At 72.8% G+C, this 23,537-nt stretch carries 22 protein-coding genes; 12 read left to right on the top strand and 10 right to left on the bottom strand.

Going from position 1 to position 23,537, the window contains the following annotated elements; translation table 11 throughout:
• The first annotated feature begins 13 nt into the window (after positions 1-13).
• The 5 genes from thrC to ACGFRF_RS11595 all read left to right on the top strand — a co-directional run bounded on the left by thrC (position 14) and on the right by ACGFRF_RS11595 (position 5,843).
• Positions 14-1,297, top strand: coding sequence for a threonine synthase (gene thrC, locus ACGFRF_RS11575; protein ID WP_393738611.1), 1,284 nt, complete (start codon positions 14-16; stop codon positions 1,295-1,297).
• A complete protein-coding gene (locus tag ACGFRF_RS11580) occupies positions 1,294-1,572 on the top strand; it encodes a MoaD/ThiS family protein (protein WP_393738613.1) in 279 nt (92 codons plus the stop codon). The genes thrC and ACGFRF_RS11580 overlap by 4 nt, the downstream gene beginning before the upstream one ends.
• A 443-nt stretch (positions 1,573-2,015) precedes the next feature.
• A complete protein-coding gene (locus tag ACGFRF_RS11585; protein WP_004929928.1) occupies positions 2,016-2,219 on the top strand; it encodes a cold-shock protein in 204 nt (67 codons plus the stop codon).
• A gap of 298 nt (positions 2,220-2,517) precedes the next feature.
• A complete protein-coding gene (gene groL, locus ACGFRF_RS11590; protein ID WP_393738615.1) occupies positions 2,518-4,140 on the top strand; it encodes a chaperonin GroEL in 1,623 nt (540 codons plus the stop codon).
• A 155-nt stretch (positions 4,141-4,295) separates the two neighbouring features.
• Positions 4,296-5,843 (top strand): carboxylesterase/lipase family protein, encoded by a 1,548-nt coding sequence (locus ACGFRF_RS11595; RefSeq protein ID WP_393738617.1) that lies wholly within the window; start codon positions 4,296-4,298, stop codon positions 5,841-5,843.
• 6 nt (positions 5,844-5,849) lie between these two features.
• Here ACGFRF_RS11595 and ACGFRF_RS11600 read toward each other — a convergent pair whose 3' ends face one another.
• The 3 genes from ACGFRF_RS11600 to ACGFRF_RS11610 form a co-directional block, all read right to left on the bottom strand.
• The gene (locus ACGFRF_RS11600) at positions 5,850-6,422 is read right to left on the bottom strand and encodes a hypothetical protein (RefSeq protein WP_393738619.1); all 573 of its coding nucleotides are present in this window, start codon (positions 6,420-6,422) and stop codon (positions 5,850-5,852) included.
• Positions 6,423-6,537: 115 nt separating this feature from the next.
• On the bottom strand, positions 6,538-7,461 hold the full coding sequence (murQ, locus tag ACGFRF_RS11605; protein ID WP_393738621.1) for an N-acetylmuramic acid 6-phosphate etherase: 924 nt from the start codon (positions 7,459-7,461) through the stop codon (positions 6,538-6,540).
• Between the two features lie 145 nt (positions 7,462-7,606).
• Positions 7,607-8,500 carry a MurR/RpiR family transcriptional regulator gene (locus tag ACGFRF_RS11610; RefSeq protein ID WP_393738623.1) on the bottom strand — a complete coding sequence of 298 codons (894 nt, stop codon included), beginning with the start codon at positions 8,498-8,500 and terminating at the stop codon, positions 7,607-7,609.
• Between the two features lie 67 nt (positions 8,501-8,567).
• On the opposite strand from ACGFRF_RS11610, the gene ACGFRF_RS11615 reads away from it, so the two are divergent.
• Positions 8,568-8,951, top strand: a complete 384-nt coding sequence (locus ACGFRF_RS11615; RefSeq protein ID WP_393738625.1) for a hypothetical protein — start codon at positions 8,568-8,570, stop codon at positions 8,949-8,951.
• 7 nt (positions 8,952-8,958) lie between these two features.
• Positions 8,959-9,234, top strand: coding sequence for a DUF4031 domain-containing protein (locus ACGFRF_RS11620; protein WP_393738627.1), 276 nt, complete (start codon positions 8,959-8,961; stop codon positions 9,232-9,234).
• Here the strand turns inward: ACGFRF_RS11620 and ACGFRF_RS11625 are convergent.
• Entirely contained in the window at positions 9,216-10,319 is a 1,104-nt protein-coding gene (locus ACGFRF_RS11625) for a GNAT family N-acetyltransferase (RefSeq protein ID WP_393738629.1), read from the bottom strand. The two genes, ACGFRF_RS11620 and ACGFRF_RS11625, sit on opposite strands and share 19 nt — an antisense overlap.
• 27 nt (positions 10,320-10,346) lie before the next feature.
• Positions 10,347-10,991, bottom strand: a complete 645-nt coding sequence (locus ACGFRF_RS11630) for a hypothetical protein (RefSeq protein WP_393738631.1) — start codon at positions 10,989-10,991, stop codon at positions 10,347-10,349.
• 104 nt (positions 10,992-11,095) lie between these two features.
• Between ACGFRF_RS11630 and ACGFRF_RS11635 the strand changes: the two genes are divergently transcribed.
• Both ACGFRF_RS11635 and ACGFRF_RS11640 read left to right on the top strand, forming a co-directional pair.
• Entirely contained in the window at positions 11,096-11,764 is a 669-nt protein-coding gene (locus ACGFRF_RS11635; protein ID WP_393738633.1) for a maleylpyruvate isomerase family mycothiol-dependent enzyme, read from the top strand.
• A gap of 79 nt (positions 11,765-11,843) precedes the next feature.
• Positions 11,844-12,542 carry a copper homeostasis protein CutC gene (locus tag ACGFRF_RS11640; RefSeq protein WP_393738635.1) on the top strand — a complete coding sequence of 233 codons (699 nt, stop codon included), beginning with the start codon at positions 11,844-11,846 and terminating at the stop codon, positions 12,540-12,542.
• A gap of 140 nt (positions 12,543-12,682) precedes the next feature.
• Here ACGFRF_RS11640 and ACGFRF_RS11645 read toward each other — a convergent pair whose 3' ends face one another.
• Entirely contained in the window at positions 12,683-14,773 is a 2,091-nt protein-coding gene (locus tag ACGFRF_RS11645; protein WP_393738637.1) for a HelD family protein, read from the bottom strand.
• Between the two features lie 289 nt (positions 14,774-15,062).
• On the opposite strand from ACGFRF_RS11645, the gene ACGFRF_RS11650 reads away from it, so the two are divergent.
• Both ACGFRF_RS11650 and ACGFRF_RS11655 read left to right on the top strand, forming a co-directional pair.
• Complete coding sequence (locus ACGFRF_RS11650; protein ID WP_393738639.1) at positions 15,063-15,245, top strand: hypothetical protein; 183 nt, start codon at positions 15,063-15,065, stop codon at positions 15,243-15,245.
• An 18-nt stretch (positions 15,246-15,263) separates the two neighbouring features.
• Positions 15,264-16,421, top strand: a complete 1,158-nt coding sequence (locus ACGFRF_RS11655; RefSeq protein ID WP_393738641.1) for a glycosyltransferase 87 family protein — start codon at positions 15,264-15,266, stop codon at positions 16,419-16,421.
• On the opposite strand, the gene ACGFRF_RS11660 is transcribed toward ACGFRF_RS11655, so the two are convergent.
• The 3 genes from ACGFRF_RS11660 to ACGFRF_RS11670 form a co-directional block, all read right to left on the bottom strand.
• A complete protein-coding gene (locus tag ACGFRF_RS11660; protein ID WP_393738643.1) occupies positions 16,364-18,022 on the bottom strand; it encodes a DNA repair helicase XPB in 1,659 nt (552 codons plus the stop codon). The genes ACGFRF_RS11655 and ACGFRF_RS11660 overlap by 58 nt on opposite strands.
• Before the next feature lie 104 nt (positions 18,023-18,126).
• Positions 18,127-19,125 carry a hypothetical protein gene (locus ACGFRF_RS11665; RefSeq protein WP_393738645.1) on the bottom strand — a complete coding sequence of 333 codons (999 nt, stop codon included), beginning with the start codon at positions 19,123-19,125 and terminating at the stop codon, positions 18,127-18,129.
• Between the two features lie 65 nt (positions 19,126-19,190).
• The gene (locus tag ACGFRF_RS11670; RefSeq protein WP_393738647.1) at positions 19,191-19,943 is read right to left on the bottom strand and encodes a CHAP domain-containing protein; all 753 of its coding nucleotides are present in this window, start codon (positions 19,941-19,943) and stop codon (positions 19,191-19,193) included.
• Positions 19,944-20,201: 258 nt separating this feature from the next.
• On the opposite strand from ACGFRF_RS11670, the gene ACGFRF_RS11675 reads away from it, so the two are divergent.
• The gene (locus ACGFRF_RS11675; protein WP_393738649.1) at positions 20,202-20,741 is read left to right on the top strand and encodes a hypothetical protein; all 540 of its coding nucleotides are present in this window, start codon (positions 20,202-20,204) and stop codon (positions 20,739-20,741) included.
• 55 nt (positions 20,742-20,796) lie between these two features.
• Here ACGFRF_RS11675 and ACGFRF_RS11680 read toward each other — a convergent pair whose 3' ends face one another.
• Positions 20,797-23,484, bottom strand: a complete 2,688-nt coding sequence (locus tag ACGFRF_RS11680; protein WP_393738651.1) for a helicase C-terminal domain-containing protein — start codon at positions 23,482-23,484, stop codon at positions 20,797-20,799.
• Positions 23,485-23,537: the final 53 nt, after the last annotated feature.

Here is a 23,537-nt window from a genome sequence, read left to right on the forward strand (position 1 = left end):
GGGCCTCGCCTCCATGGCTGTGCAGACAGTTGCAAGCACCGGCAATCCCACCGTCGACCTCGGTCCCGCCGCGGCACTGAGCTGTCGCGAGTGCGGTCACCGCGTGCCCCTCGGCCCGGTCTTCGCGTGCGAGGAGTGTTTCGGCCCGCTGGAGATCGCCTACGACTTCTCCGCCTACGACACCGAAGAGCTGCGTGCGCGCATCGAGGCGGGCCCCGCGAACATCTGGCGTTACGCGCCCCTGCTGCCCGTCCCCGCCGACGTGGCCGGCAAGCCCAACCTCAACCCGGGCTGGACCAAGCTCGTCAAGGCCGACAACCTGGCCCGCGAGCTGGGCGTCACCGGCGGCCTGTACGTGAAGGACGACTCCGGCAACCCGACGCACTCCTTCAAGGACCGCGTCGTCGCCCAGGCCCTGGAGGCCGCCCGCGCCTTCGGCTTCACCACCCTCTCCTGCTCCTCCACCGGCAACCTCGCCGGTGCGGTCGGCGCCGCGGCCGCCCGGGCCGGCTTCCGTTCCTGCGTGTTCATCCCGCACGACCTGGAGCAGGGCAAGGTCGTCATGGCCGCGGTCTACGGCGGCGAACTCGTCGGCATCGAGGGCAACTACGACGACGTGAACCGCTTCTGCTCCGAGCTGATCGGCGACCCGGCCGGCGAGGGCTGGGGCTTCGTCAACGTCAACCTGCGGCCCTACTACGCGGAGGGCTCCAAGACCCTGGCGTACGAGATCTGCGAGCAGCTCGGCTGGCAGCTGCCCGACCAGATCGTGGTCCCGATCGCCTCCGGCTCCCAGCTCACGAAGATCGACAAGGGCCTGCAGGAGCTGATCAAGCTCGGGCTGGTCGAGGACAGGCCGTACAAGATCTTCGGTGCGCAGGCCGAGGGCTGCTCGCCGGTGTCCACCGCCTTCAAGGCCGGCCACGACGTGGTCCGCCCGCAGAAGCCGAACACCATCGCCAAGTCCCTCGCCATCGGCAACCCGGCCGACGGCCCGTACGTCCTCGACATCGCGCGCCGCACCGGCGGTGCCGTGGAGGACGTGACGGACGCGGAGGTCGTCGACGCCATCAAGCTGCTGGCCCGCACGGAGGGCATCTTCGCGGAGACGGCGGGCGGTGTGACCGTCGGCGTCACTCGCAAGCTGCTCAAGGACGGCGTGCTGGACCCGGCGAAGACCACGGTCGTCCTCAACACCGGCGACGGCCTGAAGACCCTCGACGCGGTGGCCGGCACCGGCCTCACCGCCACCATCCGCCCGACCCTGGACTCCTTCCGAGAGGCTGGCCTCGCATGAGCGTGACCGTTCGCATCCCGACCATCCTGCGCACCTACACCGGCGGCCAGGCCGAGGTCACGGCCGAGGGCGGGACCCTCGCCGAGGTCATCGAGAACCTGGAGAAGAACCACACGGGGATCGCCGCCCGGGTGCTGGACGACCAGGGCAAGCTGCGCCGGTTCGTCAACGTCTACGTCAACGACGACGACGTCCGCTTCGAGCAGGGCCTCGAGACGGCGACCCCCGACGGCGCCGGCGTCTCGATCATTCCGGCCGTCGCCGGCGGGTGCTGACCGAATGACCGATCATTACCTTCGGTAACAGTGGTTACGTATTGTTCATCGGATTGCCCCTTCCGTGAGAGAAGCGGAGGGGGCAATTCTGTGTGATTGAGCGCGGTAGAGTTGGGGAACACGGTCGCGGCCTTCGGGTTGCGGGCCCTGGATTCACGCCGCACAGCCCGACAAGAAGTAGCCAAAGTATGCGGGTTTTATGCGGCTTTTGTTCTTTTTGTGGAGCCCGACTTGCCCTGAATTCGGGCGAATTCTCGGCACATTCCGGGCCGTGCCCTTCCGGAATTCTCGTCCGATTGACCTGTTGCAGACGGCAGTTGGACAGATACATTCAGCCGCGGTCGACGCGTTCCGGCGCACGCCCCCGTCCGATGGGGGGCGAGGTCTGACCCGGGTCCGCGAAGTGCGGATCTGTGCAAGGGCCAGTAATAGGGGAGTTAGGCATGGCTCAGGGCACCGTCAAGTGGTTCAACGCGGAGAAGGGGTACGGCTTCATCGCGGTCGACGGTGGTGCGGACGTCTTCGTCCACTACAGCGCCATTCAGATGGACGGCTACCGCACCCTGGAAGAGGGCCAGCGGGTGGAGTTCGAGATCTCGCAGGGCCAGAAGGGCCCGCAGGCCGACATGGTTCGCCTCAGCGCCTGAACGTTTCTTGTCACGAAGGGCCCGCACCGGCACAGGGTGCGGGCCCTTCGTCATGCCCCGGCGCCCCGGGGTCCGCGGACGGCCGGGCGCCCCTGTACCCCCGGAGGCGCTTGCACTCGACCATGCCGAGTGCTAATCATTGCGTTAGCACTCTGAAGGTGAGAGTGACAGTGAAGGACCGGGTCGGTGAGGCCCGCAGGCCGGGTGGGGCAAGGAACCACGAGGCCGGCGAGCCGTCCGTCGCGGGCGCGGGCGCGGTCCGAAGGAATCACCCCCAGTCCTGGAGGGACCACTTCACATGGCCAAGATCATCGCGTTCGACGAGGAGGCGCGGCGCGGCCTCGAGCGCGGCATGAACCAGCTCGCGGACGCCGTGAAGGTGACGCTCGGCCCCAAGGGCCGCAACGTCGTCCTCGAGAAGAAGTGGGGCGCCCCCACGATCACCAACGATGGTGTCTCCATCGCCAAGGAGATCGAGCTCGAGGACCCGTACGAGAAGATCGGCGCCGAGCTGGTCAAGGAAGTCGCCAAGAAGACGGACGACGTCGCCGGTGACGGTACGACCACCGCGACCGTGCTCGCCCAGGCCCTGGTCAAGGAGGGCCTGCGCAACGTCGCCGCCGGTGCCAACCCGATGGCTCTGAAGCGCGGTATCGAGAAGGCCGTCGAGGCCGTCTCCGCCGCCCTGCTGGAGCAGGCGAAGGACGTCGAGACCAAGGAGCAGATCGCCTCCACCGCGTCCATCTCCGCCGCCGACACCCAGATCGGCGAGCTGATCGCCGAGGCCATGGACAAGGTCGGCAAGGAAGGCGTCATCACCGTCGAGGAGTCCCAGACCTTCGGTCTGGAGCTGGAGCTCACCGAGGGTATGCGCTTCGACAAGGGCTACATCTCGGCGTACTTCGCCACCGACATGGAGCGTATGGAGGCCGTCCTCGACGACCCGTACATCCTGATCGCCAACTCCAAGATCTCCTCGGTCAAGGACCTGCTCCCGCTGCTGGAGAAGGTCATGCAGTCGGGCAAGCCGCTGCTGATCATCGCCGAAGACGTCGAGGGCGAGGCCCTGTCGACCCTGGTCGTCAACAAGATCCGCGGCACCTTCAAGTCCGTCGCCGTCAAGGCCCCGGGCTTCGGCGACCGCCGCAAGGCGATGCTCAACGACATCGCCATCCTCACCGGCGGCGAGGTCATCTCCGAGGAGGTCGGTCTCAAGCTCGAGAACACGACCCTCGACCTCCTGGGCAAGGCCCGCAAGGTCGTCATCACCAAGGACGAGACCACCATCGTCGACGGTGCCGGCTCCTCCGAGCAGGTCGCGGGCCGCGTGAACCAGATCCGCGCCGAGATCGAGAACAGCGACTCGGACTACGACCGCGAGAAGCTGCAGGAGCGCCTGGCGAAGCTCGCCGGCGGTGTCGCGGTCATCAAGGCCGGTGCCGCCACCGAGGTGGAGCTCAAGGAGCGCAAGCACCGCATCGAGGACGCCGTCCGCAACGCGAAGGCCGCCGTCGAGGAGGGCATCGTCGCCGGTGGTGGCGTGGCCCTGCTGCAGGCCTCCCAGGTCTTCGAGAAGCTGGAGCTGGACGGCGACGAGGCGACCGGCGCAAACGCCGTGCGCATCGCGCTCGAGGCCCCGCTGAAGCAGATCGCCGTCAACGCCGGCCTCGAGGGCGGTGTCGTGGTGGAGAAGGTGCGCAACCTGACCCCGGGCCACGGCCTGAACGCCGCGACCGGCGAGTACGTCGACCTGGTCGCCGAGGGCATCATCGACCCGGCGAAGGTGACCCGCTCTGCCCTGCAGAACGCCGCCTCCATCGCCGCGCTGTTCCTCACCACCGAGGCCGTCATCGCCGACAAGCCGGAGAAGGCCGCCGCGCCGGCCGGCGGCGGCATGCCGGGCGGTGACATGGACTTCTGATCCTTCCCAGGATCGGCACAGTCCTTTCGTGCGAGGGCGGCACTCCCTGTCTGTGACAGGGGGTGCCGCCCTCGGGCGTGTCCGGGGTCAGGTGGGGGGCTGGGGCACTCGTGATCGCTCCCGTGCGTTGCCCCGATGACCAGTGAGGAGCCAGCATGACGACGAGCGAGTCCCCGGCCCCCGGCACCGACGGCCCTGTGGTGCGCACCGCCTCCGGCGCGGTGCGCGGCCTGCGCGAGCAGGGGCTGGCGGTGTTCCGGGGCATCCCCTTCGCCGAACCGCCGGTCGGTGCGGCCCGCTTCCAGGCCCCGCGCCGCGCCCGCCCCTGGGACGGCACGCGGGAGGCGTACGCCTTCGGCCCGCCGCCCCCGCAGGAGCCGGGCGTACTGGGCCCCTCGGCCCGGCCCGCCGGCCCCACGGGCGACGACTGGCTCACGCTGAACGTGTGGACCCCCGACCCGGACCCGTCGGCCGCCCGCCCGGTGATGGTGTGGATCCACGGCGGCGCGTACAAACTGGGGCACGGCGGCCAGCCGGGCTACGACGCCCAGCACGTGACCCGCGACGGCGACGTCGTGGTCGTCACCCTCAACTACCGCGTGGGCATGGAGGGTTTCGCCCTCTGGTCGGGCGCACCGGCCAACCGCGGCCTGCTGGACCAGGTCGCTGCCCTGGAGTGGGTCCAGGAGAACATCGGCGCGTTCGGCGGCGATCCGGCACGGGTCACGGTCTTCGGCGAGTCGGCGGGCGCGGGCTCCATCGCCTCCCTGCTGGCGATGGAGCGGGCGCGGGGCCTGTTCCACCGGGCGGTGGCGCAGAGCGTGCCGGGCACGTTCTTCTCGGCCGAGCTGGCCCGTGACATGGCGGCGGCCCTCGCGGCGGAGGCGGGCCGGCAGCCCACCGCGGCGGACCTCGCCGCCGTGGACCCGCGCCGACTCGCCGAGGCCGGACAGGCGTTGTCGGCCAAGATGGCCCGGTACGTGGACCGCTGGGGGCAGGCTGCGCCCACGGTCACCCCCTTCTCGCCGGTGGTCGACGGCGAGGTACTGCCCACGACTCCCTGGCAGGCGCTGGCCTCGGGCGCGGCACGGGAGGTGGACCTGCTGGCCGGCCACAACCGCGACGAGTTCCGCCTGTTCATGTTCATCGGCGGCATGTCCGGCACCATCACCGAGGAGCGGGCGGCGGACGTCCTGCGTCTGCTGGCCCCGGGCGGAGAGGCCGGCGAGCGCGCCTACCGCGAGGCCTTCCCCACGGCGTCCCCGGGCGAGCTGTTCGCCCGCGTGCAGACGGACTGGCTGTTCGGCATGCCGAGCCTGCGTCTTGCCGAGGCCCAGCTGGCGGGCGGCGGCCGGTCCCACGTCTACGAACTGACCTGGCCGGCCCCGGGGGGCGACGGCGTACTGGGCGCCTGCCACGGCCTGGACATCCCGCTGCTGTTCGGCACGTTCGGCGCGGACCTGGGAGGCCTTCTCTTCCCCGGCGGCAGGCCCACCCCGGAGGCGGAGCACCTCTCCACCTTCATCCGCCGCTCCTGGACGGCGTTCGCGCGCACCGGCGACCCCGGCTGGCCGGCGTACGACACCGGGACCCGCCCGGTCCAGGTGCTGGACGCGGAGCCGAAGGTGACGCCGTACCCCGAGGAGAAGAGCAGGCGCATATGGGAGGGCTTCGACTTCCGGGCCCTGCCCCTGCTGGACTGACGGCGGCTACAGGTTGCCCATGGGCTCGATGTCGACGCGCACCGGCGTCCCCCAGACCCGCAGCACCTCGTAGTCGGTGAACTCGTGCACGAGCCGGTACGCCATGGCCGGCCGGGAGCCGCGCCGCTGGGCGGCGAGGTACGCCTCGGCCTCGCGCCGGTCCCGCCTCGGCGTTCCGCACAGCTGCCACTCCTGCCCGTTCCACAGCTCCGGCAGCCACCGCTGCTGGGGCTGGGGCCGGTCCCCGCGCACGCCGTAACGGGAGGGGGCCTGGGCGACCGGCTCCCCAGGACGGGGCCTGCCGCCCTGGAACTCCGACCGCCGGGCGGCCCGCCGCCGGGTCTCGCAGAGCAGACACAGATCGGGTGCGCTCTCGTCGACCGGCCCCTGCGGATGCTCCGGGCACCGGGTGCTGGGCGCGGTGCCGGCGGCACTCTCCTCCACCAGGTCCAGTGCCCTGCGCAGATCGTTCCTGATCTCGTGCAGCCGGGTGTCCGGAGTGTCGGCGCCAAGGGCCTCCCCGTGCTCCCCGAGCAGCCGGAGCGCCCGTCCCAGGGCGGTGAGCTGGGCGTGATTCATATCAGTGCGTTGCCTCCTTGCCTCCATGGTGCCCGGTGCCAGGCGTGATCGACGGCGCCGAGCACGGCCGGGACCGCTCCACCGCCGAGGTCTTCGGCCGGGCGAGCGGGGCGGGTCAGCCGGCCGAGTGCGCCAGTGCGGCGCGCAGACGGCCGCCGGACTCCGCCAGAAGGCGGGCGGCGGTCGGGCCGTCGACCTCGGCGAGAAGGATCAGGATCGCGTTCTTCACCTCGCCGCCGGACTCGGTGAGGGCCTTCTCGATCTCCTCGTCGCTCGCGCCGGTGGCCAGGGCCACGATCCGGCGGGAGCGGGCCCGGAGTTTGTCGTTGGAGGCACGGACGTCGACCATCAGGTTCCCGTACGTCTTGCCGAGCCGGATCATCGTGATGGTCGAGAGCATGTTCAGGACCAGCTTCTGGGCCGTGCCCGCCTTCAGCCGGGTGGAGCCGGTGATCAGCTCCGGGCCCACGACGACTTCGATGCCGTGCTCGGCGGCGGCCGCGAGCGCGCTGTGCTCGTTGCAGGCGAGGCCGATGGTCAGGGCGCCCAGCGCTCGGGCGTGCTCGACGGCGCCGACGGCGTAGGGGGTCCGGCCGGAGGCGGAGATGCCGACCACCGTGTCGTCGGCGGTGATCCGCAGCGCGTCGAGGTCCCCCCGGGCCAGCTCCTCGGAGTCCTCGGCGCCCTCGACGGAGGTGACCATGGCCTCGGGGCCGCCCGCGATCAGGCCGACGACCTGCGCGGGGTCGGTGTTGAAGGTGGGCGGGCACTCGGAGGCGTCCAGCACGCCCAGCCGTCCGGCGGTACCGGCACCGGCGTAGACGAGGCGGCCGCCGCGGCCCATGCGCTCGGCCACCGCGTCGATGGCGGCGGCGATCCGGGGCAACTGCTTCGCGACGGCACCGGGCACGCCCGCATCCTCACCGTTCATCAAGCGGGCGATCTCAAGGGTGGGCAACTGATCGATGTCGGCGAGCTCGGGCCGAAAAGCCTCGGTGGTCAACGCGGCCAGCTCACTGCGCAGGTCATGAGAGGTCATTGGGGGGCGGCTCTCTCCGGTGACTTTTCCATGGGGGGTGGTGAACCTACCTGGGGGCGCGGGGCCCCTCGTGGCGTGCGACTCGGGCGCGGGGCGCGACGAGCCCGACGAGCCCGCGGATCCCCACAACGGTCGGTCCTGCGGTCTAGCGCGGCCCACTGCGATGCCGATGCGCCAACGCCTCGTAGGACGCGGCCAGCGCCGGCGCCGCGGTCTCGTACGTCCGCTGGGCCACACCGACGAACAGACAGTCCACCACCAGCAGTTGACTCGTCCGTGAGGACATCGCGGCCGGCCGCAGCTCGGTCTCCCGGGAGGTGGAGGTGGTCAGGACGTGGTCGGCGTACTGCGTCACCGGCGAATCGGGCCTTCCGGTGATCGCGACGGTGGTCGCCCCGTGCTCGAAGGCGACCCGCAGTGGCTCGATGACATCCCCCGTCGAGCCGGAGTGCGTGATCGCGATGGCCACGTCACCCGAGCGGAGCTGCACCGCGTTGGTCACCGCGAGGTGCGGATCGCTGTGCGCGTGGGCTATGAGCCCTATCCGCAGCAGCTTCTGCGTGAGGTCCTGGGCGACGAGCCCGGACGCCCCTATGCCGTACACGTCGGTCCGCCGGGCGCCGGCCAGCGCGGTGACGGCGGCACCCAGCTGGACGGTGTCGAGTCCGGCGGCCGTGTCGGCGAGGGTCTGCTGTTCCTCGTAGGCCAGTTTCGCGACGACGTCGGCGATGGGGTCGTCCACCGCGATGTCCGTGGTGATGGCGGGCGCCCGGCCCGACTGCTGCTGTGCGGCCAGCCCGGCGAGGGCCAGCCGCAGGTCGCGGTAGCCGGGGTAGCCGAGGAGGCGGGCGGTGCGGACGACCGTGGCCTCGCTGGTGCCGGTGAGTTCGGCGAGGCCGGTGACCGTGAGGGCGGCGCAGCCGGCCGGGTCGCTCGCCACGGCCTCGGCGACGCGCTGCATGGACCGGGTCATGGAGGGGGCGAGGGTGCGCACCTTGGCGGCGAGCGAGCCGCCCGGACTGCCGAAAATTTCCTTCATGTCCTGGGTCACCCATGAAAGATATTTTCGGTTCGGTCCAGCGGTCAAGAGTGCGCACAATGGGTGCATGGAGCCCATCAGTCCCCTTGAGCAGGCCTTGCACGCGGCGCGCGCCCTGGTCCTCGCCGACCTGGTGGCGCGCGAGGTCGCGGAGGCGGACGTGGTCTCCCTGGTCGAGGACGCCGTGGCGCAGCGGCGCTGGTGGGTCGAACAGTGGCCGGAGGGCGCCGCCTACGTGGCCGGGCTGGTCGCACAGGACGTGCAGGACGCGCTGCTGGAGCGGTACGGCCGCTGGCCGTTGTGCTCGGTGTGCGGTTCGGGCGACCCCCACGCGCTGGACGTGGAACCGGAACTGGGCCCCGCCCCGCACTGGGTGTGCCACAAGGCGGGCGTGAAGGTCGCCGCGGTCGGCTCGCTGGGGTCGGCCACGGGCGGGACGGCGTCCTCGTGAGGCGCCCGTGACCGTGTACATCGACCCACCGGCCTGGCCCGGCCACGGACGCATGTGGTCGCACCTGGTGAGCGATGTGTCGTACGACGAACTGCACCGCTTCGCCGAGCGGTTGGGCGTGCCCCGGCGGGCCTTCGAGCGCGACCACTACGACATTCCGTCGCACCGGTACGCGGACGCGGTGGCCGCCGGGGCGGTGGAGATCAGCAGCCGCGAGGTGGTGCGGCTGCTGCGCGCCGCCGGACTGCGCCGGCCCAAGGGGCGTCAGGTCCGGCGGACGTAGAGCTGGAGCCCGCCCTCCACGTCGTGGTCCTCGCGGGCGGTCCGCAGCTCCTCGACGGTCGCGCGGGTGAACCCCGCCCGGGTGACCACGCGCTGGGAGGGGAGGTTGTCCGCCTCGACGGTCGCGAGCACCAGGTCGACGTCCTCCCGGGCCAGGGCCCACTCGGTCAGGGCGCGTACGGCTTCGGTGGCGTAGCCCTGGCCGCGGGCGCCCTCGAGGAGGTCGTAGCCGATCTCCACGCGGCCCTCCTCGTCCGGGGCGCCGTGGAAGCCGATGCCGCCGATCGCGCGGCCGTCCTCGTGCCGTACGAGGGTGAAGACCCCGAACTCGGGCCGGTGCACGCCCGCTTCGTACGCCTTCACCAGGAAGCCGGCGGCCTCGCGCGTGCCCTCGTACGGACCGCCCTCGAGCCACTCGAGGCCGCCGTCGCCGCCGAGGCGCAGATCGCGGGCGGCGGCCGGACGGACACCGGTGAGGGTGAGGCGTTCGGTGGGGATGACGAGGTTGTTGCGCCAGCGCCAGTCGGTGACCGGGGCGCGGCCGGGCAGTTCGCCGCGGCCGGTGGCCCACAACAGGGTCGGCCAGGGCGCGGGGCCGGGCTGGACGTGGGGGAAGAGCCAGGTCAGGACGGACTCGGCCAGGTCGTCGGCCGGCTCGTGGGCGAGGCCCAGGCCCTCGGCGATGTCGTGGGTGTGCAGCAGTACCTCGGCGACGCCCATCGCGGCGAAGCCCTCGCGGTCGGCACTGCGGAAGGGGTAGGGGTGGAAGGCGCGGACGCCGGGCGGGGTGGTGCGGACGGCCGTGGCGAGCAGCATGCCGGTGGTCTCGATGACGTGCAGCAGGCCGGCGTTGTCGGTGCCTTCGTCCAGGACGATGTCGAAGGGGACGTACGCCTCCTGGGCGCGGCCCGCCAACTGGCCCGCGTAGGCGATGAGATCGCTCGCGACGTGCTCGGCCGTCTTCCGGCAGCTCCACTGGAGCCGCCCGGCCCCGGTGTTCTCCCAGTCCCGGTCCACCGCCGGTCGCAGTGCCGCCACCAGGCCCGCGACGGCCCTGTTCACATGATCCCCGTTTATCGGTCGCATGCGCGCACCCTAGGAGGCCCCGCCCGCTCAGGTCGACAGCAATTCCAGCTCCGAGGCGAGGTTGTAGCGGGCGGTGGCCTCCCAGCGCTCCTGCCCGTAGGGGGTGCGGAACAGCCGGGGAAGTCCGAGGAGCCGGCGCAGGATCGCCGAACGGCCCTCCCGGAAGGCGTCGTCGGGGACGAAGTGGTACTCCGCGCGGACCTCGGCGGTGTACGCGGCGTACGCCGACGGGGGCGCGGCCAGGATCGCGAGGTCCGCGTCGCACAGGACCTGGCCGTCGCGGTCGTCGTCGGCCGGGTCGTGCGTGACGGTGAGCCGGACCAGCCGCGCCACCTCGGCCGTCCTGGCGTCCGGCACACCCGCCTCCGGCAGGGCGCGCTCGGCGAGCCGCGCGGACCGCTCCTCGTTCTCGGACCGCTCGGGGAGGTAGACGGCGTCGTGGAACCAGGCGGCGAGGCGGACGACGTCCGGGTCGGCGGCATGCCCCTGCAGTACGTCGACGTGGTCGAGCACCGCGGTGAGGTGGGCCAGGGTGTGGTACCGGCGCTGCGGCTCCTGCCAGCGGGCGAGCAGGTTGTCGGCGTACGGCGCGGGGTCGGGGCCGCCGCCGGGGGCGCGGGCTGCTTCCAGCGCACGGGCGAAACGGAGGCGCAGGGCGTCGAGGTCGGCCATGGGGCCCATTCTTCCGTGACGGCCGACGGCCGGCTCCCTCCGTGACGGCTGCGCGTCGGTTTCCCGCGTGACGGCCCTCCACCGGCGCCCCTAGCGTGGCCCCCATGACTGACGTGAACGAAGTACGGGACCCCGAACTGCCCGGGCGGCTGCTGGCCGTGGAGCGGGACGCCCTGATTCCGATGCTGCGGTCCCGGCCGGACGCCGACTTCGCGCTGCCGACCACCGCGTGTCCGGGATGGTCGGTGCGGGACGTGCTGGCCCACTGTTCGGCCGCGTTGCGGCGGGTGGTGGAGAGCCGGTTCGAGCGGGGGGTGTTCTCGCCCGAGTCCAACGACCGGGACATCGCCGAACGTGCGCACTGGTCGAACGCGCGGGTCGTGGACGAGCTGGAGCGCGGGATGACCGAGGCCGGGCCGGTGATCGCCGAGGCGGGCGGGGTGCTGGACATGATCGCCCTGGGTGAGTGGGTGCACGCCGGGGACGTGCGCGAGGTCCTCGGCGAGCCCGGGGCGTACGCGGGGGCCGGGCTGCCGGACGCGCTGACGCTGCTGGTGCGGATCACCCGGGAGAAGGAGCACCTGCCCGTGCACGCCGATCTCGACGACGTGGACGAGCCGCTGCGGCTGGGCGCGGCGGTGGCGGCGGATCCGCCCGCCCGGTACATCGGCGACGCGGCCTCGCTCGTACGGCTGTACTCGGGGCGGCCGGTGAACGCCGCCGCGTACGAGCTGGCGGGTGCGCGGGAGGGGCAACTCAACATCTTCGGGTGAAGGGGGTTCGCGTACGGGCGTAGTCTTGGAATTGGACTAGACCTGTAGTCGCCCGCTGAATGCCGAGGAATGGGGTGCCATGAGCAAGCGTGCAGTCCTGGAGGTGATCGCCCTCGACGTCGAGGACGCGGTCGCCGCCCAGGCCGGAGGCGCGGACCGCCTGGAACTGGTCACCGAGATGGCGGCCGACGGACTCACCCCGTCCCCCGCCACCGTCGCCCGGATCCGTGCCGCCGTCGACATCGACCTGCGCGTGATGCTCCGCCTGGCGGACGGGTTCGCGGCCGGTGACGTGGAGCGGCTGGTCGGCGTCGCGGGGGAGATGCGGGACGCGGGCGCCGACCAGTTCGTGCTCGGGTTCCTCGACGCGGGCGGCGGGGTCGACCTGGCCGCGGTGGAGCGGGTCGTCGGCGCGCTCGGCGGCTGCCGGTGGACCTTCCACCGGGCGATCGACCGGGCCGCCGACCGCGACGCCCTGCGCAAGCAGCTCGCGGATCTGCCGGGCCTGGACACCTACCTGACGGCCGGTGCCGCCGAGGGCGTCGGCGAGGGGCTGCCGACGCTGCTCGCGGAGGCGGCGCGGACCGGGGAGCCCGGGTACGAGCAGCGGATCCTGGTGGGCGGAGGCCTGAACCTCGCCCACGTCCCGCAGCTCCTGGCCGCCGGCATCGAGGGGTTCCACATCGGCGGCGCGGCCCGGCCCTCCGGCTGGGCGGGGCCGGTCTCGGCGGAGGCGGTCGCGCAATGGCGGACGATGCTGGACGGCGCCGCCGCCTAGGTGTGCCGTCCGCGCATGCCCTGACGGCCGCGGACCGGGACCTGCGCGGCGGGTGACGCCGCGCACAGCGGGCCGCCGCCGCCGTCACCGCCTGCTCGAGCGGGCCCTTCCCGGCGGACCTGCCGGACCGGCACGGCACCCTACTCGGCGAGCTGCGGCGGCAACGGTGCGGCGTGCGCCACGATCAGTCCCGACACCGCACGCGTCAGCGCCACGTACAGCCGCCGCAGCCCCGTCCGTTCGTCCGGCTCGCCGTCGACCACGGCCTGCGGCTCGTCCAGGACCACGTAGTCGTACTCCAGACCCTTGGCGAGGGAGGCCGGGACGAGGGTGAGGCGGGTCTCGCGGGTGGTCTCCTCGCCCGGCGCGAGATACGTGATCCCCGCGGCCGTCAGCGCCTCGGCGAGCGCCGGGACGCGGGCGTCCGCGGCGATCAGACCGGTCGAGCCCTCGTTGCGCAGCAACTCCTCGCACGCGGCGACGATCTCGCCGGCCTCCGTGACCGTACGGACCTCGAAGAAGCCCGGGTTCTCCCGGACGGAGGCGACCGGGGTGAGGCCGGGCGCGATGTGGGGCAGCAGGCGGGAGGCGTAGGCGATGACGTCCGTGGGGACACGGAACCCCGCGGTCAGCTCCTCGATGTGCCCCTCCTGTTTGCCGAGGTGCGCGAGGGCCTCCTGCCAGCTGCGGGTCGCCCACGGGGTCGTCCCCTGCGCCAGGTCGCCCAGCACCGTCGCGCTGCCCGTCGTGCAGCGGCGGCCGACCGCCCGGTACTGCATGGGGGACAGGTCCTGCGCCTCGTCCAGGACGACATGGCCGAGCGAGTGCGTGCGCTGGATCAGATCGGTCGCCTCGTCGATCAGCACCGCGTCCGCCGCCGACCACCTGGCCGACTTCACGCTCCGCACCGGCTTCGCCCACACGATCGTCTTCTGCTCGTCGTCGTCCAGGACGCCGTCGGCGTGCTCGGCGAGGAAGTCCGCGTCGGTCAGCAGCCGCAGGACGAGCTTCGCCGGGTCGACGGCCGGCCAGATCTCCTTCACGGCCGCCTTGACCGCGCTGTTGCGGGCGACGGCGTCCTGCACCCGGTCGTCCGGCGCCTCCCCGGACCGCTCCATCTGCACCAGCACCTCGTGCGCGATCCGCTGCGGCAGGGCCTCGCGCGCGGCGCCGTAGCGGATGTCCCGCTCCAGCAACTCCCGCACGATGACCTCCAGTTCGTACGCCGGAACCCGCCAGCGGCGCGAGCCGCGCACGACGACGACCGGCTCGGTGGGCATCCGCACGTGGGAGTACAGGGCCCGGCGCAGCACCTCGGCCATCCGGGCGTCGCCCTTGACGACCGCGGCGGCCGCGTCGTCCGTGCCGCGCACCTCCACCTGCGCGACCAGGTCGTCCACGGTGGCCTGCCGCACGGTCAACTCGCCGAGCGCGGGCAGGACCTGCTCGATGTAGTGCAGGAACGACCGGTTCGGCCCGATGACGAGCGTGCCGGTGCGGGCGAGCCGGTCCCGGTGGGCGTACAGCAGATACGCGACCCGGTGCAGGCCGACGGCCGTCTTTCCGGTGCCCGGCCCGCCCTGCACGCACACCGTGCCGCCGAGCCCGCTGCGGACGATCTCGTCCTGCTCGGGCTGGATGGTGGCGACGATGTCCCGCATCGGGCCGACGCGGGGCCGCTCGATCTCCTGCTGGAGCAGCTTGCTGGTGGTGGCCGCCTCGGCCGGGTCGGACAGGTGCTCGTCCTCGTAGGCGGTCAGGTCGCCGCCGGTGTAGCCGAAGCGGCGGCGCAGCCCGACGTCCATGGGGTCCTTCTTGGACGCCCGGTAGAACGGCTGCGAGACCGGCGCACGCCAGTCGATGACCATGGGGTCCCCGTCGGCGTCGTGCACATGCCGCCGCCCGATGTAGAACTGCCCGCCCGTCTCCCCACGCCGCCCTTGCGGCGAAGCCGCTCCGCGCCCCTCCGGTTCCTGTTCCGCCCCCGGCGCGTGCAGGTAGTCGAGCCGGCCGAAGAACAGCGGGGTGTCGCTGAGGTCGGCCAGCGCCTTGATGCGATCGTCGATCTGCCGGGCGAGCACCTCGGCGTTGACCCAGTTCGCGGTGACGTCCCGGATGTCCAGCGCCTCCACGTCCTCGCGCATGGCGCGCAGCGCGGCACGGGAGGCGGCGAGGTGGGAGCGCTCTCGGGCGAGCGGGTCGTCGAGCGGGTCGTGGGCGGGCGTGGACAAGGGGGTGCCTCCGGATCTGCTCTTCCATGACTGGGGCAAGACGGGCCGTCCGGTTTCCGTCCGGACGGCGGCACTCCCTGGGGGAGGCGGGCAAGAGCGGAGATTTTAGGTGAGGGGGCCGGGTGGAGGCGAATGAATTTCCACGCCGGATCCTCCGGAGGGCTCGACCCTTAGGGGGCGGGCTCTGCCCGGCGTAGGGGCCGGGATCCATCCGGAGGCCTACGCGCGGCCCGGAAATCGACCCCCCAGACCGATGCGCGTCTTATGCCCGAAGTTCCACCATGGAGGTATGAGCGCAGCGTCCTTCACCCCAGCCCCTGTCCGACCCCCGTCCGGCGCCACGGCCGTGGACGGCCCGCACCACCACCGCCTCGGCAACGCCCTGCGTGCCCTCAAGGTGTTCGCGGAGGCGGCGTTCAGCGTGGTCGTCCTCGGCGAGTACGGCGAGGAAGCGGGCATACGGCGCAGGTGACGGCATAGGGTCACGTCCGTGCGGAACCGGACGGCCCTCCCTCTCCTCGCCCTCTCCCTCGCCTCCTTCGCCACGCTGTGCGTCCTGCGCGGCGCACCCATGGCCGATCTCCTCGTCTACCGGGCCGAGGGCGCGGCCGTGGCCCACGGCACCGATCTCTACGGCTTCACGGTCACCCGGTGGCGGCTCCCCGCGACCTACCCGCCCTTCGCGGCCGTCCTGTTCGTGCCGGCCGCCTGGCTCCCCGTCCCGGTCCTGAAGGCGGCCTTCCTCGCGGGCAACGCGCTCCTGCTCGCGATCCTGATCGTCCTCTCGGCCCGGCTGGCCGCCCGCACCGCCCCGCTGCCCCTGCTGGGTGCGGCCACGGCCCTGTGCTTCTGGCTCGAACCGGTCTTCCAGACCATCCTGTTCGGCCAGATCAACCTCGCCGTGGCCGGCCTCGTCCTGTGGGACCTCACCCGGCCCCCCACCGCCCGCGGCAGGGGTGTGGCCCTCGGCATCGCGGCCGGCATCAAGCTCACCCCGGCCCTCTTCGTGCCGTACCTGTTCCTGACCGGACGCAGACGCGAGGCGGCCACGGCGACGGCGGCCTTCACCGGCACGGTCCTGCTCGGCGGCCTGCTGCTCCCCTCGGCGAGCGCCGACTTCTGGACCCGGCGCCTGTACGAGACCGACCGGGTGGGCAAGGCGTGGATCGTGGACAACCAGTCCCTGCAGGGCCTGGTCGCGCGGGCCCTCGGCGACCCCGCCCCGGGACTCGCCTGGGCGCTCCCGGCAGCCGTCGTCGGCGCGGTGGGCCTCTGCCTGGCGGCACGCGCCCGCGAGGACCGGTACGGCATCCTGCTCACCGCGTTCACGGCCCTGCTGATCTCCCCGATCAGCTGGTCCCACCACTGGGTGTGGTGCGTACCGCTCCTCGTCGTGCTCCTCGCCGACGGCCGCGTCCTTGCGGCGGCGCTGACGGCTGCGGCGTTCACGGCCCGCACGCTCTGGCTGCTTCCCCACGCGGGCGACCGCGACCTGCACGTCCCGTGGTGGCAGCAGCCCCTGGCGGCGCCGTACCCGCTGCTGGGGCTGGCGCTGCTCGCCTGGGCGGCCGTGCGGCGCCGCCCGGTGCGTCAGCCCGTGCCCTCCGCGCCCTCCGCCAGGATCTCGTCCGCGTCCACGATCCGGTAGGCGTAGCCCTGCTCGGCCAGGAAGCGCTGGCGGTGCGCGGCGAAGTCCTGGTCGATGGTGTCGCGGGCGACGACCGAGTAGAAGTGGGCCTGGTGGCCGTCGGCCTTCGGGCGCAGCACGCGTCCGAGCCGCTGGGCCTCCTCCTGCCGGGAGCCGAAGGTGCCGGACACCTGGACGGCGACCGTGGCCTCGGGCAGGTCGATGGAGAAGTTCGCGACCTTGGAGACGACGAGCACGCTGATCTCGCCCTCGCGGAAGGCGTCGAAGAGCTTCTCGCGCTGGGCGTTGGACGTCTCGCCCTTGATCACCGGGGCGTTCAGGTGCTCGCCCAGCTCGTCGAGCTGGTCGATGTACTGGCCGATGACGAGGATCTGCTGCCCGGCGAACCGGCGGACGATGGCCTCCGTGACCTTCCGCTTGGTGGCGGTGGTGGCACAGAAGCGGTACTTCTCCTCCGTCTCGGCGGTGGCGTAGGCGAGCCGCTCGGAGTCGGTGAGATTGACCCGGACCTCGACACAGTCGGCGGGCGCGATGTAGCCCTGCGCCTCGATCTCCTTCCAGGGCGCGTCGAACCGCTTGGGACCGATCAGCGAGAACACGTCCGACTCGCGGCCGTCCTCGCGGACCAGCGTGGCCGTGAGACCGAGCCGCCGCCGCGCCTGGAGATCGGCGGTGAACTTGAAGACGGGAGCCGGCAGCAGATGCACCTCGTCGTAGACGATCAGACCCCAGTCCCGGGAGTCGAACAGCTCCAGGTGCGGATAGACGCCCTTCCGCTTGGTGGTGAGGACCTGGTAGGTGGCGATGGTGACGGGCCGGATCTCCTTCCTCGTCCCGCTGTACTCGCCGATCTCGTCCTCGGTGAGCGAGGTCCGCTTCACCAGTTCGTGCTTCCACTGCCGGGCGGAGACGGTGTTGGTGACGAGGATGAGCGTCGTCGACTTCGCCTGGGCCATGGAGCCCGCGCCGACCAGCGTCTTGCCGGCGCCACAGGGCAGCACGACGACCCCGCTGCCGCCGTGCCAGAAGTTCTCCACGGCCTGCTTCTGGTACGGCCGCAGGTTCCAGCCGTCCTCCAGCAGCTCGATCGGGTGCGCCTCGCCGTCCACGTACCCGGCGAGGTCCTCGGCCGGCCAGCCCAGCTTGAGCAGCACCTGCTTGATCTGCCCCCGCTCGGAGGGGTGCACGGCGACGGTGTCCGGATCGATGCGGGCGCCGACCAGCGGGGCGATCCGCTTGGACTTCAGGATCTCCTCCAGCACCGGCCGGTCGGTGGTGGTGAGGACGAGTCCGTGCGCGGGGTCCTTGGAGAGGGTGAGGCGGCCGTAGCGGTCCATCGTCTCGGCGATGTCCACCAGCAGCGCGTGCGGTACGGGATAGCGGCTGTACTGCACGAGGGCGTCCACGACCTGCTCGGCGTCGTGCCCGGCCGCCCGCGCGTTCCACAGACCGAGGGGTGTGACCCGGTAGGTGTGGATGTGCTCGGGCGCCCGCTCCAGTTCGGCGAAGGGCGCGATGGCCCGACGGCAGTCGTCGGCCCGCTCGTGGTCGACTTCCAGGAGCAGGGTCTTGTCGGACTGGACGATCAGTGGACCATTCACGCGCGGTACACCCTTTCCACAACGGCCAAACGTCCAGTGTGCCTCATCGAGCGGAATTGCTCGCGGGCCCCGAGATCAACCGCGCTCACGGGTGCGGGAACGGCCTACGGCGCGGCTTCGACGACGAAGAGCTGGGCGTCCGCGCCCGTGCAGGGCTCGGCGACGGCCTCGGTGCCCGCGCTGGTGCTCGCGGCCCTGATGCCCACGCAGGTCCGGTCGTCGATCCGGATCAGATAGCTCCGGCCGGCGGACTTCTCGGACGTCCCGGACCGCCTCGCTGTCCGGGGCTCCGTCGGGACGAAGCGGAAGGCGGTGGTCTGCTCGCAGGCGTCCCAGGGCTCGAGCAGCCCCTTTCCGGGCCCGGAGGTGAGCGCCTTCAGACAGCCCTTTCCCTGGTCGGGGCGGTACCAGGCGATGCGGTAGGCGTCCTTGCCCACCGGGTCCAGGGTCGTGGTCTGCGGTGCCGTCTCGACGCAGGGGCGCTGCACGGCGACGAGGGAGTGGTACCGCCCGTCCGTGACCTGTCCGTCCGTCACGCACAGGCCGGAGGAGGCGAGCGGCCGGAGGAGGACGTGCCCCCGCGGCAGCCCCACGGCCCCGGACGATCCCGAGCCGCCAGGGTCCCGCAGGGACCAGGTGGCGGCCGTGATCAGCGCGACGGCGAGGAGGGACCCGGCGAGGACGCGGGTACGGCGGGTGCGCAGGAGCCGCCGGACCGAGCCCAAGGCCTTCGCCGCCGGACGACCGCTCCCCGGGGCCGCCGGGCCGTTCGAGGTCTGTGAGACCCCTGAGCCCACCGAGCCACCGAAGGCCGGACCGCGCGCCGGGGACTCGGCGGCCCGCTTCCGGGCGGCCAGCCATTCGTCCACGTAGTCGCCCTCCCCGCACGCGCGCACGTACGCCACCAGCAGCTCCTGCCGTGGCAGCGATCCGTTGCGCAGCACGTCGGCCAGCGTGCTGCGCGGCAGCAGCTCGCCCTGCAGGGCGGCGCGCTCCTCGAGCTGGCGGTACGTCAGCCGGGAGCGCGCCTTGAGCTCGCGCAGTTCCGCGTTCAGGTCCGCCGCGGTCCGCAACTCCTGCAACGCGAGCGATCTCTGGTCCATGGAACCCATACTTGTTGTGGGCCTGCCATGGAACAAAACCCTTTCAGGACAACGTCAGGCGCCCGCTAGCGCGCCGTCGGCGAGGTGTAGCCGAGGACCCTGCCCGACGTGGCGGACTGCGTCTTCTTGTAGGTGAGCTGTTCCAGCGAGGTGTTGCCCTCCACCGAGTTGTAGACCTTCCGGGCGGAGTTGTACGAGGTCACGACGCCCACGTGGTCGGCCCGGCCGTCACGGTTGTCGTCGTAGGAGACGACGTCGCCGGGCTTCGGCCGGTACCGGTTCGCCGCCACCTGCGCCTCGGTGTGCCAGGTGCCGTGGGCCTTGCCGTACGTGCGGAACGAGTCGGCGGCCGCGTTCAGGCCCTTGACGTCCGCCTTGCCCCAGTACCACGTGTACTTGGCGAAGTCCGCGCACCAGGCGCGCGAGGTCCACTTCACGCTGGTCCAGGTCTTCTTCCAGGCGCCGTCGACCTTGATGTACATGTAGCCCTTGCTCGTGCCGCACGCCTGGTGGTTGTTGATCGTGCCGGTGCGGGGAGCACTGGTGCGGTCCCAGCGGAGGTTGGCCTTGGCCGTCCAGAAGCCGGTGTAGAAGTTGCAGTTGTTGCGCTCGGTGTCGCCGCCCTTGGCGTCCCCCTCGTACTTCCGCTTCTGCACTTCGGCGTTGCCGCTCGTGTACTGGCCCAGCGCCTGCTCGGCGATCAGCGACCCCGGGGCGGCCGCCGCGCGGGCCGGGCCGGCCATGGCGAGGCCCCCCAGGCACATGGCCAGGGCCGCCCCCGCGACGGCCGTGGTCCTCACCGTGTTCATCGCAGACATCCCGTGCTTCCTCTCGTTCGTCGGACGCGCGCCGGGCCCGAGGCGGGTCCGGCTGACGGACCGAAAGGCTGGCCGGGGTGATCCGGGGCCCACAACGGCTTGCGGTGTCCGGGACGTGTCCGGGACACCCATGACCTGTCCGGCCTGGTCAGAGGCTTGTCCGAGGGGCGGGGGAGCGGCCGCGCAACCCCGCCTGCCGCTCGCGTGTCTTGACCGGCGACGAGGCGCGGTGTGGGCGGCGCGGTGAGGAGATCACGGATGTCGGTACGCAGAGGGGCAACCGGCGTCGGCGCCGTGGTGGTGCTGATCGCCACCGGAGCCTGGGCGATGGGGCGGGGGAACGCCGACACCCGGCTGTGGGGCGAGGTACGGCCGGTGATCGAGGCCCGGCTCGCGGCGGACGCGCGGGGGGCCGGGTACGGCGAGGCCGTGCCCGGGCTCGCCGCGCGCTGGTTCTGCCGGGCGGAGGCGCTCGACCTGGAGCGGCGCGGGGACGACGTGCGGGCGGGGGTCAGAACGCTGTGCGTCGAGTACGGGGTGCGCGACGGCAGCCTGGTGGAGTGCAGCGGCGGGCAGAACCCGCAGGTGGTGCGGCTGCAGCGGGACGCGGACGGCGGTTACCGGGTGGTGTCGCGGGAGGCGCCCCCCGACGGCGACGGCTACGGGCGGTGGACCCGGGCGCACTTCGGTGGGTACGCCGGCCGCACCCTCGACGAACCGATGGCCTCCGACGGCCTGGAGCGCGCCGCCCGCGCCCACTTCGGCCTGCCCGCGCACGCCCCGGTCGGGGACTGCTAGGCCCTGTCGTCGAACTCCCGTCGGCCGCGCATCGTCGGACAGGCCCTGGGCGACCTCAGTCGTCCGCCAGCTCGGCCACCCCCGTGATCCGGTGCAGGGGGTACGTCCGGACCTCGTCCGCCGTGTGGTCGTAGGCCGTCACGAAGCCGCCCTCCACGCGGATGGGGGCGATGACGCGCTGGCTGGCGGTGCCCTCGGCGTTGACGTAGCCGATCCACAGGGACTCGCCGGTGAGGACGGCGGCCTGCACGGTGGCCAGGGTCTCGGCGGAGGAGGTGCGGGGCAGTTCGCCGCCCGCCGGGGACGTACCGCCGGCCTTGCGCGGGGTGGTGGCGGCCAGATCGCCGGCCCGGATCGCGCGGATCGCCGCCGCGAGGAGCGTGGCGTCGGGCGGCGGCGGGCCGTCCGGCACCGGATCGGGGGCGGTGCGCGGCGGGGTGCGGTGGGCGTGCGCCCGGGTGATCAGGACATCGCCCTCGGCGGATTCGGCGGCCGGGGCGTAGCCCATCGCGCGCAGGCCCTCCAGCAGCGTCGCCGGGTCGGACCGGGTGGCCAGCACGGTCGGGGCGAGGCGGCGCAGGCCCAGGGCGGCGGCCCGCTTGTCGGCGAGGATCTCGTTCAGCAGGGTGTCGTCGTCGCAGCGCACGTACGCCGAGGCCGCGCCCACCCGCAGATGGCCGTGCCTACGGGCCACGTCGTCGATCAGGTAGGCGAGCGGCTGCGGGACCGGGGTGCGTGAGTGCTGGGCGAGGAAGGCGTGCAGATCGGCGGCGGTCCGGCCGGCGTCCAGGGCCCGGCGTACCGAGGCCGGGGTGAAGCGGTAGACGGTCGCCCCGCCTTTGGACTCCACCTCGGCGAGCACATCCAGCATGTCCGCGAGCGGGCGCCGCAGCGGGCCCGGAGCCACCGCCGTCAGGTCGGCCTGGAGCAGGACGTGGTCCAGGGGCTCGGGGAGCAGCGGGGCGAGGATCCGGGCAGCGGCGGCCGTCGCCACGGCCTGCTCGGCGGGGGAGAGGGGGGCGCGGGAGACGGGCGGGCGATGGTGGTGCACCGGGAGCTTGTCACCGGGACCGGAGGGCTCAGGGGAGCCGGCCGCCGGGGCCGCGGCCGCGCGGGACGTGCGGGAGCCGGTCGCGGGTGTGCCGGGCTCGGGACCGCGGGGAGCGGCCGGTACGTCGGTCGCGGGCCCGGCCGTTGTGCCGGTTCCGGGCCCGGTCTTCGTGCCGGTTGCGGAGGCGGCCGGGGAGCCGGTCGTGGAGGCCGGCGGTGCGCCCAGGAGCGCGCGGGCGTGTGCGGACAGGGCGCCGCGGCCGGTGACGCCCAGCAGTTCCGCCTCCGACAGCGTCCAGCGGGCCAGCCGGATCCGCAGGTCGTCGTCGCGCTGGGGACCGCGCAGCGGCCGCTCCCAGCGCAGCCGGGCCAGCACCGACTCGACGTTCGGGGCGGTGCCCTGCGGCAGCCCGGCCAGCAGGGTCAGCACCCGGTGCCGTACCTCGGGTGCGGCCGAGCGGTCGAGGCCCGGGCCGAGCGCGGAGAGCGTACGGTCCTTCGCGTCCCGGCCGCCGACCAGCCCCGGCGTGCGGGTGCCCGCCAGCCAGACCTCCGCGAGCCGGGCCCAGCGCTCGGCGGCGGGCCGCTCCAGCCACTCGTCGTAGGCGGGGGTGGCCGCGTACCGCTCGTCGGCCTCGCCGTCGGAGGCGAGCAGACCGGCCGCGTAGGCCAACTCGACCCAGAACGCGGCGACCGGTTCGGACACGTCGAGGGCGACGGCGGTCCGCTTCAGATCGCGCACGCTGAGCCCCCCGGCCCGCAGCACGGCCGGACCGCCCTCGTCCCACTCCTTCAGCAGTGCCTCGACGGTGGCGAGGGCGGTGTACGCCTGCCCGGCAGCCGTCGCGTCCACCACCTGGGGACTGTGGGTCGCGGCCGGCTCCACGGCGGGCGGCAGCGGCTCGGGCTCCCGGTGCGCGCGGCCCTCGCGCAGATGCAGGGCGACCTCGCGGGGCAGGACCACCGTGCCCGGAGCGGTCGGCAGCAGCAGCCCCCGGTCCAGCAGCCAGCGCAGATGCGCGGCCGGATCGGCGGTGACCTGCCCGTACGGCGGCCCCCACACCAGCCGGGACAGCACCTCGCGCGCGGCCTCCGGGGCCCCGGCGAGCAGCTTGGCCATCTTCTTGCGGCCGGTGAACAGCGCGGTGAGCGCGGCCACCGCGGACACCGAGTCATGGGTCGAGGGCAACCCGGCCGTCGTCACGATCTCCTGGATCCGGCCCGGCGACATGCCCGAGGTGGCCTCCTGCACGGTCGGCCCGAGACCGGTCGGGGACGGATGCTGCGGCGACGGCGCGAGCAGTTCCCGGGCGGTGCGCACGAGCCGGAGCCGGTCGTCGTCGCCCCACACCAGTGCCTGTTCGCGCAGGGTGCCGACGGCACGCGGCAGCGCGGCGGCGACGGTCTCGTCCCCCGCGTCCCCGGCCATCAGCCCGAGCAGCGTCCCGTACGACGCCGGGTCCGGGGCCACGGCCAGCGCCTCCGCGGTCTGCAGCGCGAACCGGTCCAGCCGCTCCAGGGCACGCAGCACCGAGGCACGGGTGCCGGCCCGGGTGGCCAGCTGGGTGAGGTCGGTCGGGACGGGGCTGATGAGATCCGGGCGGCTGCGCAACAGCGCGCCCAGAGAGGCGTCGTCCCTGACACGGAGCGCTTCCGCGAGGGAGCGGGGGGCTGAGTGGGCCTCGGGGCTCATCCGGCCAACGGTAGCGGACATCCCTGTCCGCCTGGAGCCTGGAAGCGGGGGCG

It is taken from the genome of Streptomyces sp. NPDC048521, assembly GCF_043199855.1.
GTDB lineage: Bacteria > Actinomycetota > Actinomycetes > Streptomycetales > Streptomycetaceae > Streptomyces.

Bases quoted from the DNA above. Each gene is read 5' to 3' on its own strand.
- ACGFRF_RS11630 (WP_393738631.1), bottom strand. From the start codon at position 10,991: ATGGCCGACCTCGACGCCCTGCGCCTCCGTTTCGCCCGTGCGCTGGAA.
- ACGFRF_RS11670 (WP_393738647.1), bottom strand. From the start codon at position 19,943: ATGTCTGCGATGAACACGGTGAGGACCACGGCCGTCGCGGGGGCGGCC.
- ACGFRF_RS11615 (WP_393738625.1), top strand. From the start codon at position 8,568: ATGGAGCCCATCAGTCCCCTTGAGCAGGCCTTGCACGCGGCGCGCGCC.
- ACGFRF_RS11610 (WP_393738623.1), bottom strand. From the start codon at position 8,500: ATGAAGGAAATTTTCGGCAGTCCGGGCGGCTCGCTCGCCGCCAAGGTG.
- ACGFRF_RS11580 (WP_393738613.1), top strand. From the start codon at position 1,294: ATGAGCGTGACCGTTCGCATCCCGACCATCCTGCGCACCTACACCGGC.
- ACGFRF_RS11585 (WP_004929928.1), top strand. From the start codon at position 2,016: ATGGCTCAGGGCACCGTCAAGTGGTTCAACGCGGAGAAGGGGTACGGC.
- ACGFRF_RS11675 (WP_393738649.1), top strand. From the start codon at position 20,202: ATGTCGGTACGCAGAGGGGCAACCGGCGTCGGCGCCGTGGTGGTGCTG.
- ACGFRF_RS11595 (WP_393738617.1), top strand. From the start codon at position 4,296: ATGACGACGAGCGAGTCCCCGGCCCCCGGCACCGACGGCCCTGTGGTG.
- ACGFRF_RS11680 (WP_393738651.1), bottom strand. From the start codon at position 23,484: ATGAGCCCCGAGGCCCACTCAGCCCCCCGCTCCCTCGCGGAAGCGCTC.
- murQ (WP_393738621.1), bottom strand. From the start codon at position 7,461: ATGACCTCTCATGACCTGCGCAGTGAGCTGGCCGCGTTGACCACCGAG.
- ACGFRF_RS11635 (WP_393738633.1), top strand. From the start codon at position 11,096: ATGACTGACGTGAACGAAGTACGGGACCCCGAACTGCCCGGGCGGCTG.
- ACGFRF_RS11600 (WP_393738619.1), bottom strand. From the start codon at position 6,422: ATGAATCACGCCCAGCTCACCGCCCTGGGACGGGCGCTCCGGCTGCTC.
- ACGFRF_RS11650 (WP_393738639.1), top strand. From the start codon at position 15,063: ATGAGCGCAGCGTCCTTCACCCCAGCCCCTGTCCGACCCCCGTCCGGC.
- thrC (WP_393738611.1), top strand. From the start codon at position 14: ATGGCTGTGCAGACAGTTGCAAGCACCGGCAATCCCACCGTCGACCTC.
- ACGFRF_RS11625 (WP_393738629.1), bottom strand. From the start codon at position 10,319: ATGCGACCGATAAACGGGGATCATGTGAACAGGGCCGTCGCGGGCCTG.
- groL (WP_393738615.1), top strand. From the start codon at position 2,518: ATGGCCAAGATCATCGCGTTCGACGAGGAGGCGCGGCGCGGCCTCGAG.
- ACGFRF_RS11640 (WP_393738635.1), top strand. From the start codon at position 11,844: ATGAGCAAGCGTGCAGTCCTGGAGGTGATCGCCCTCGACGTCGAGGAC.
- ACGFRF_RS11665 (WP_393738645.1), bottom strand. From the start codon at position 19,125: ATGGACCAGAGATCGCTCGCGTTGCAGGAGTTGCGGACCGCGGCGGAC.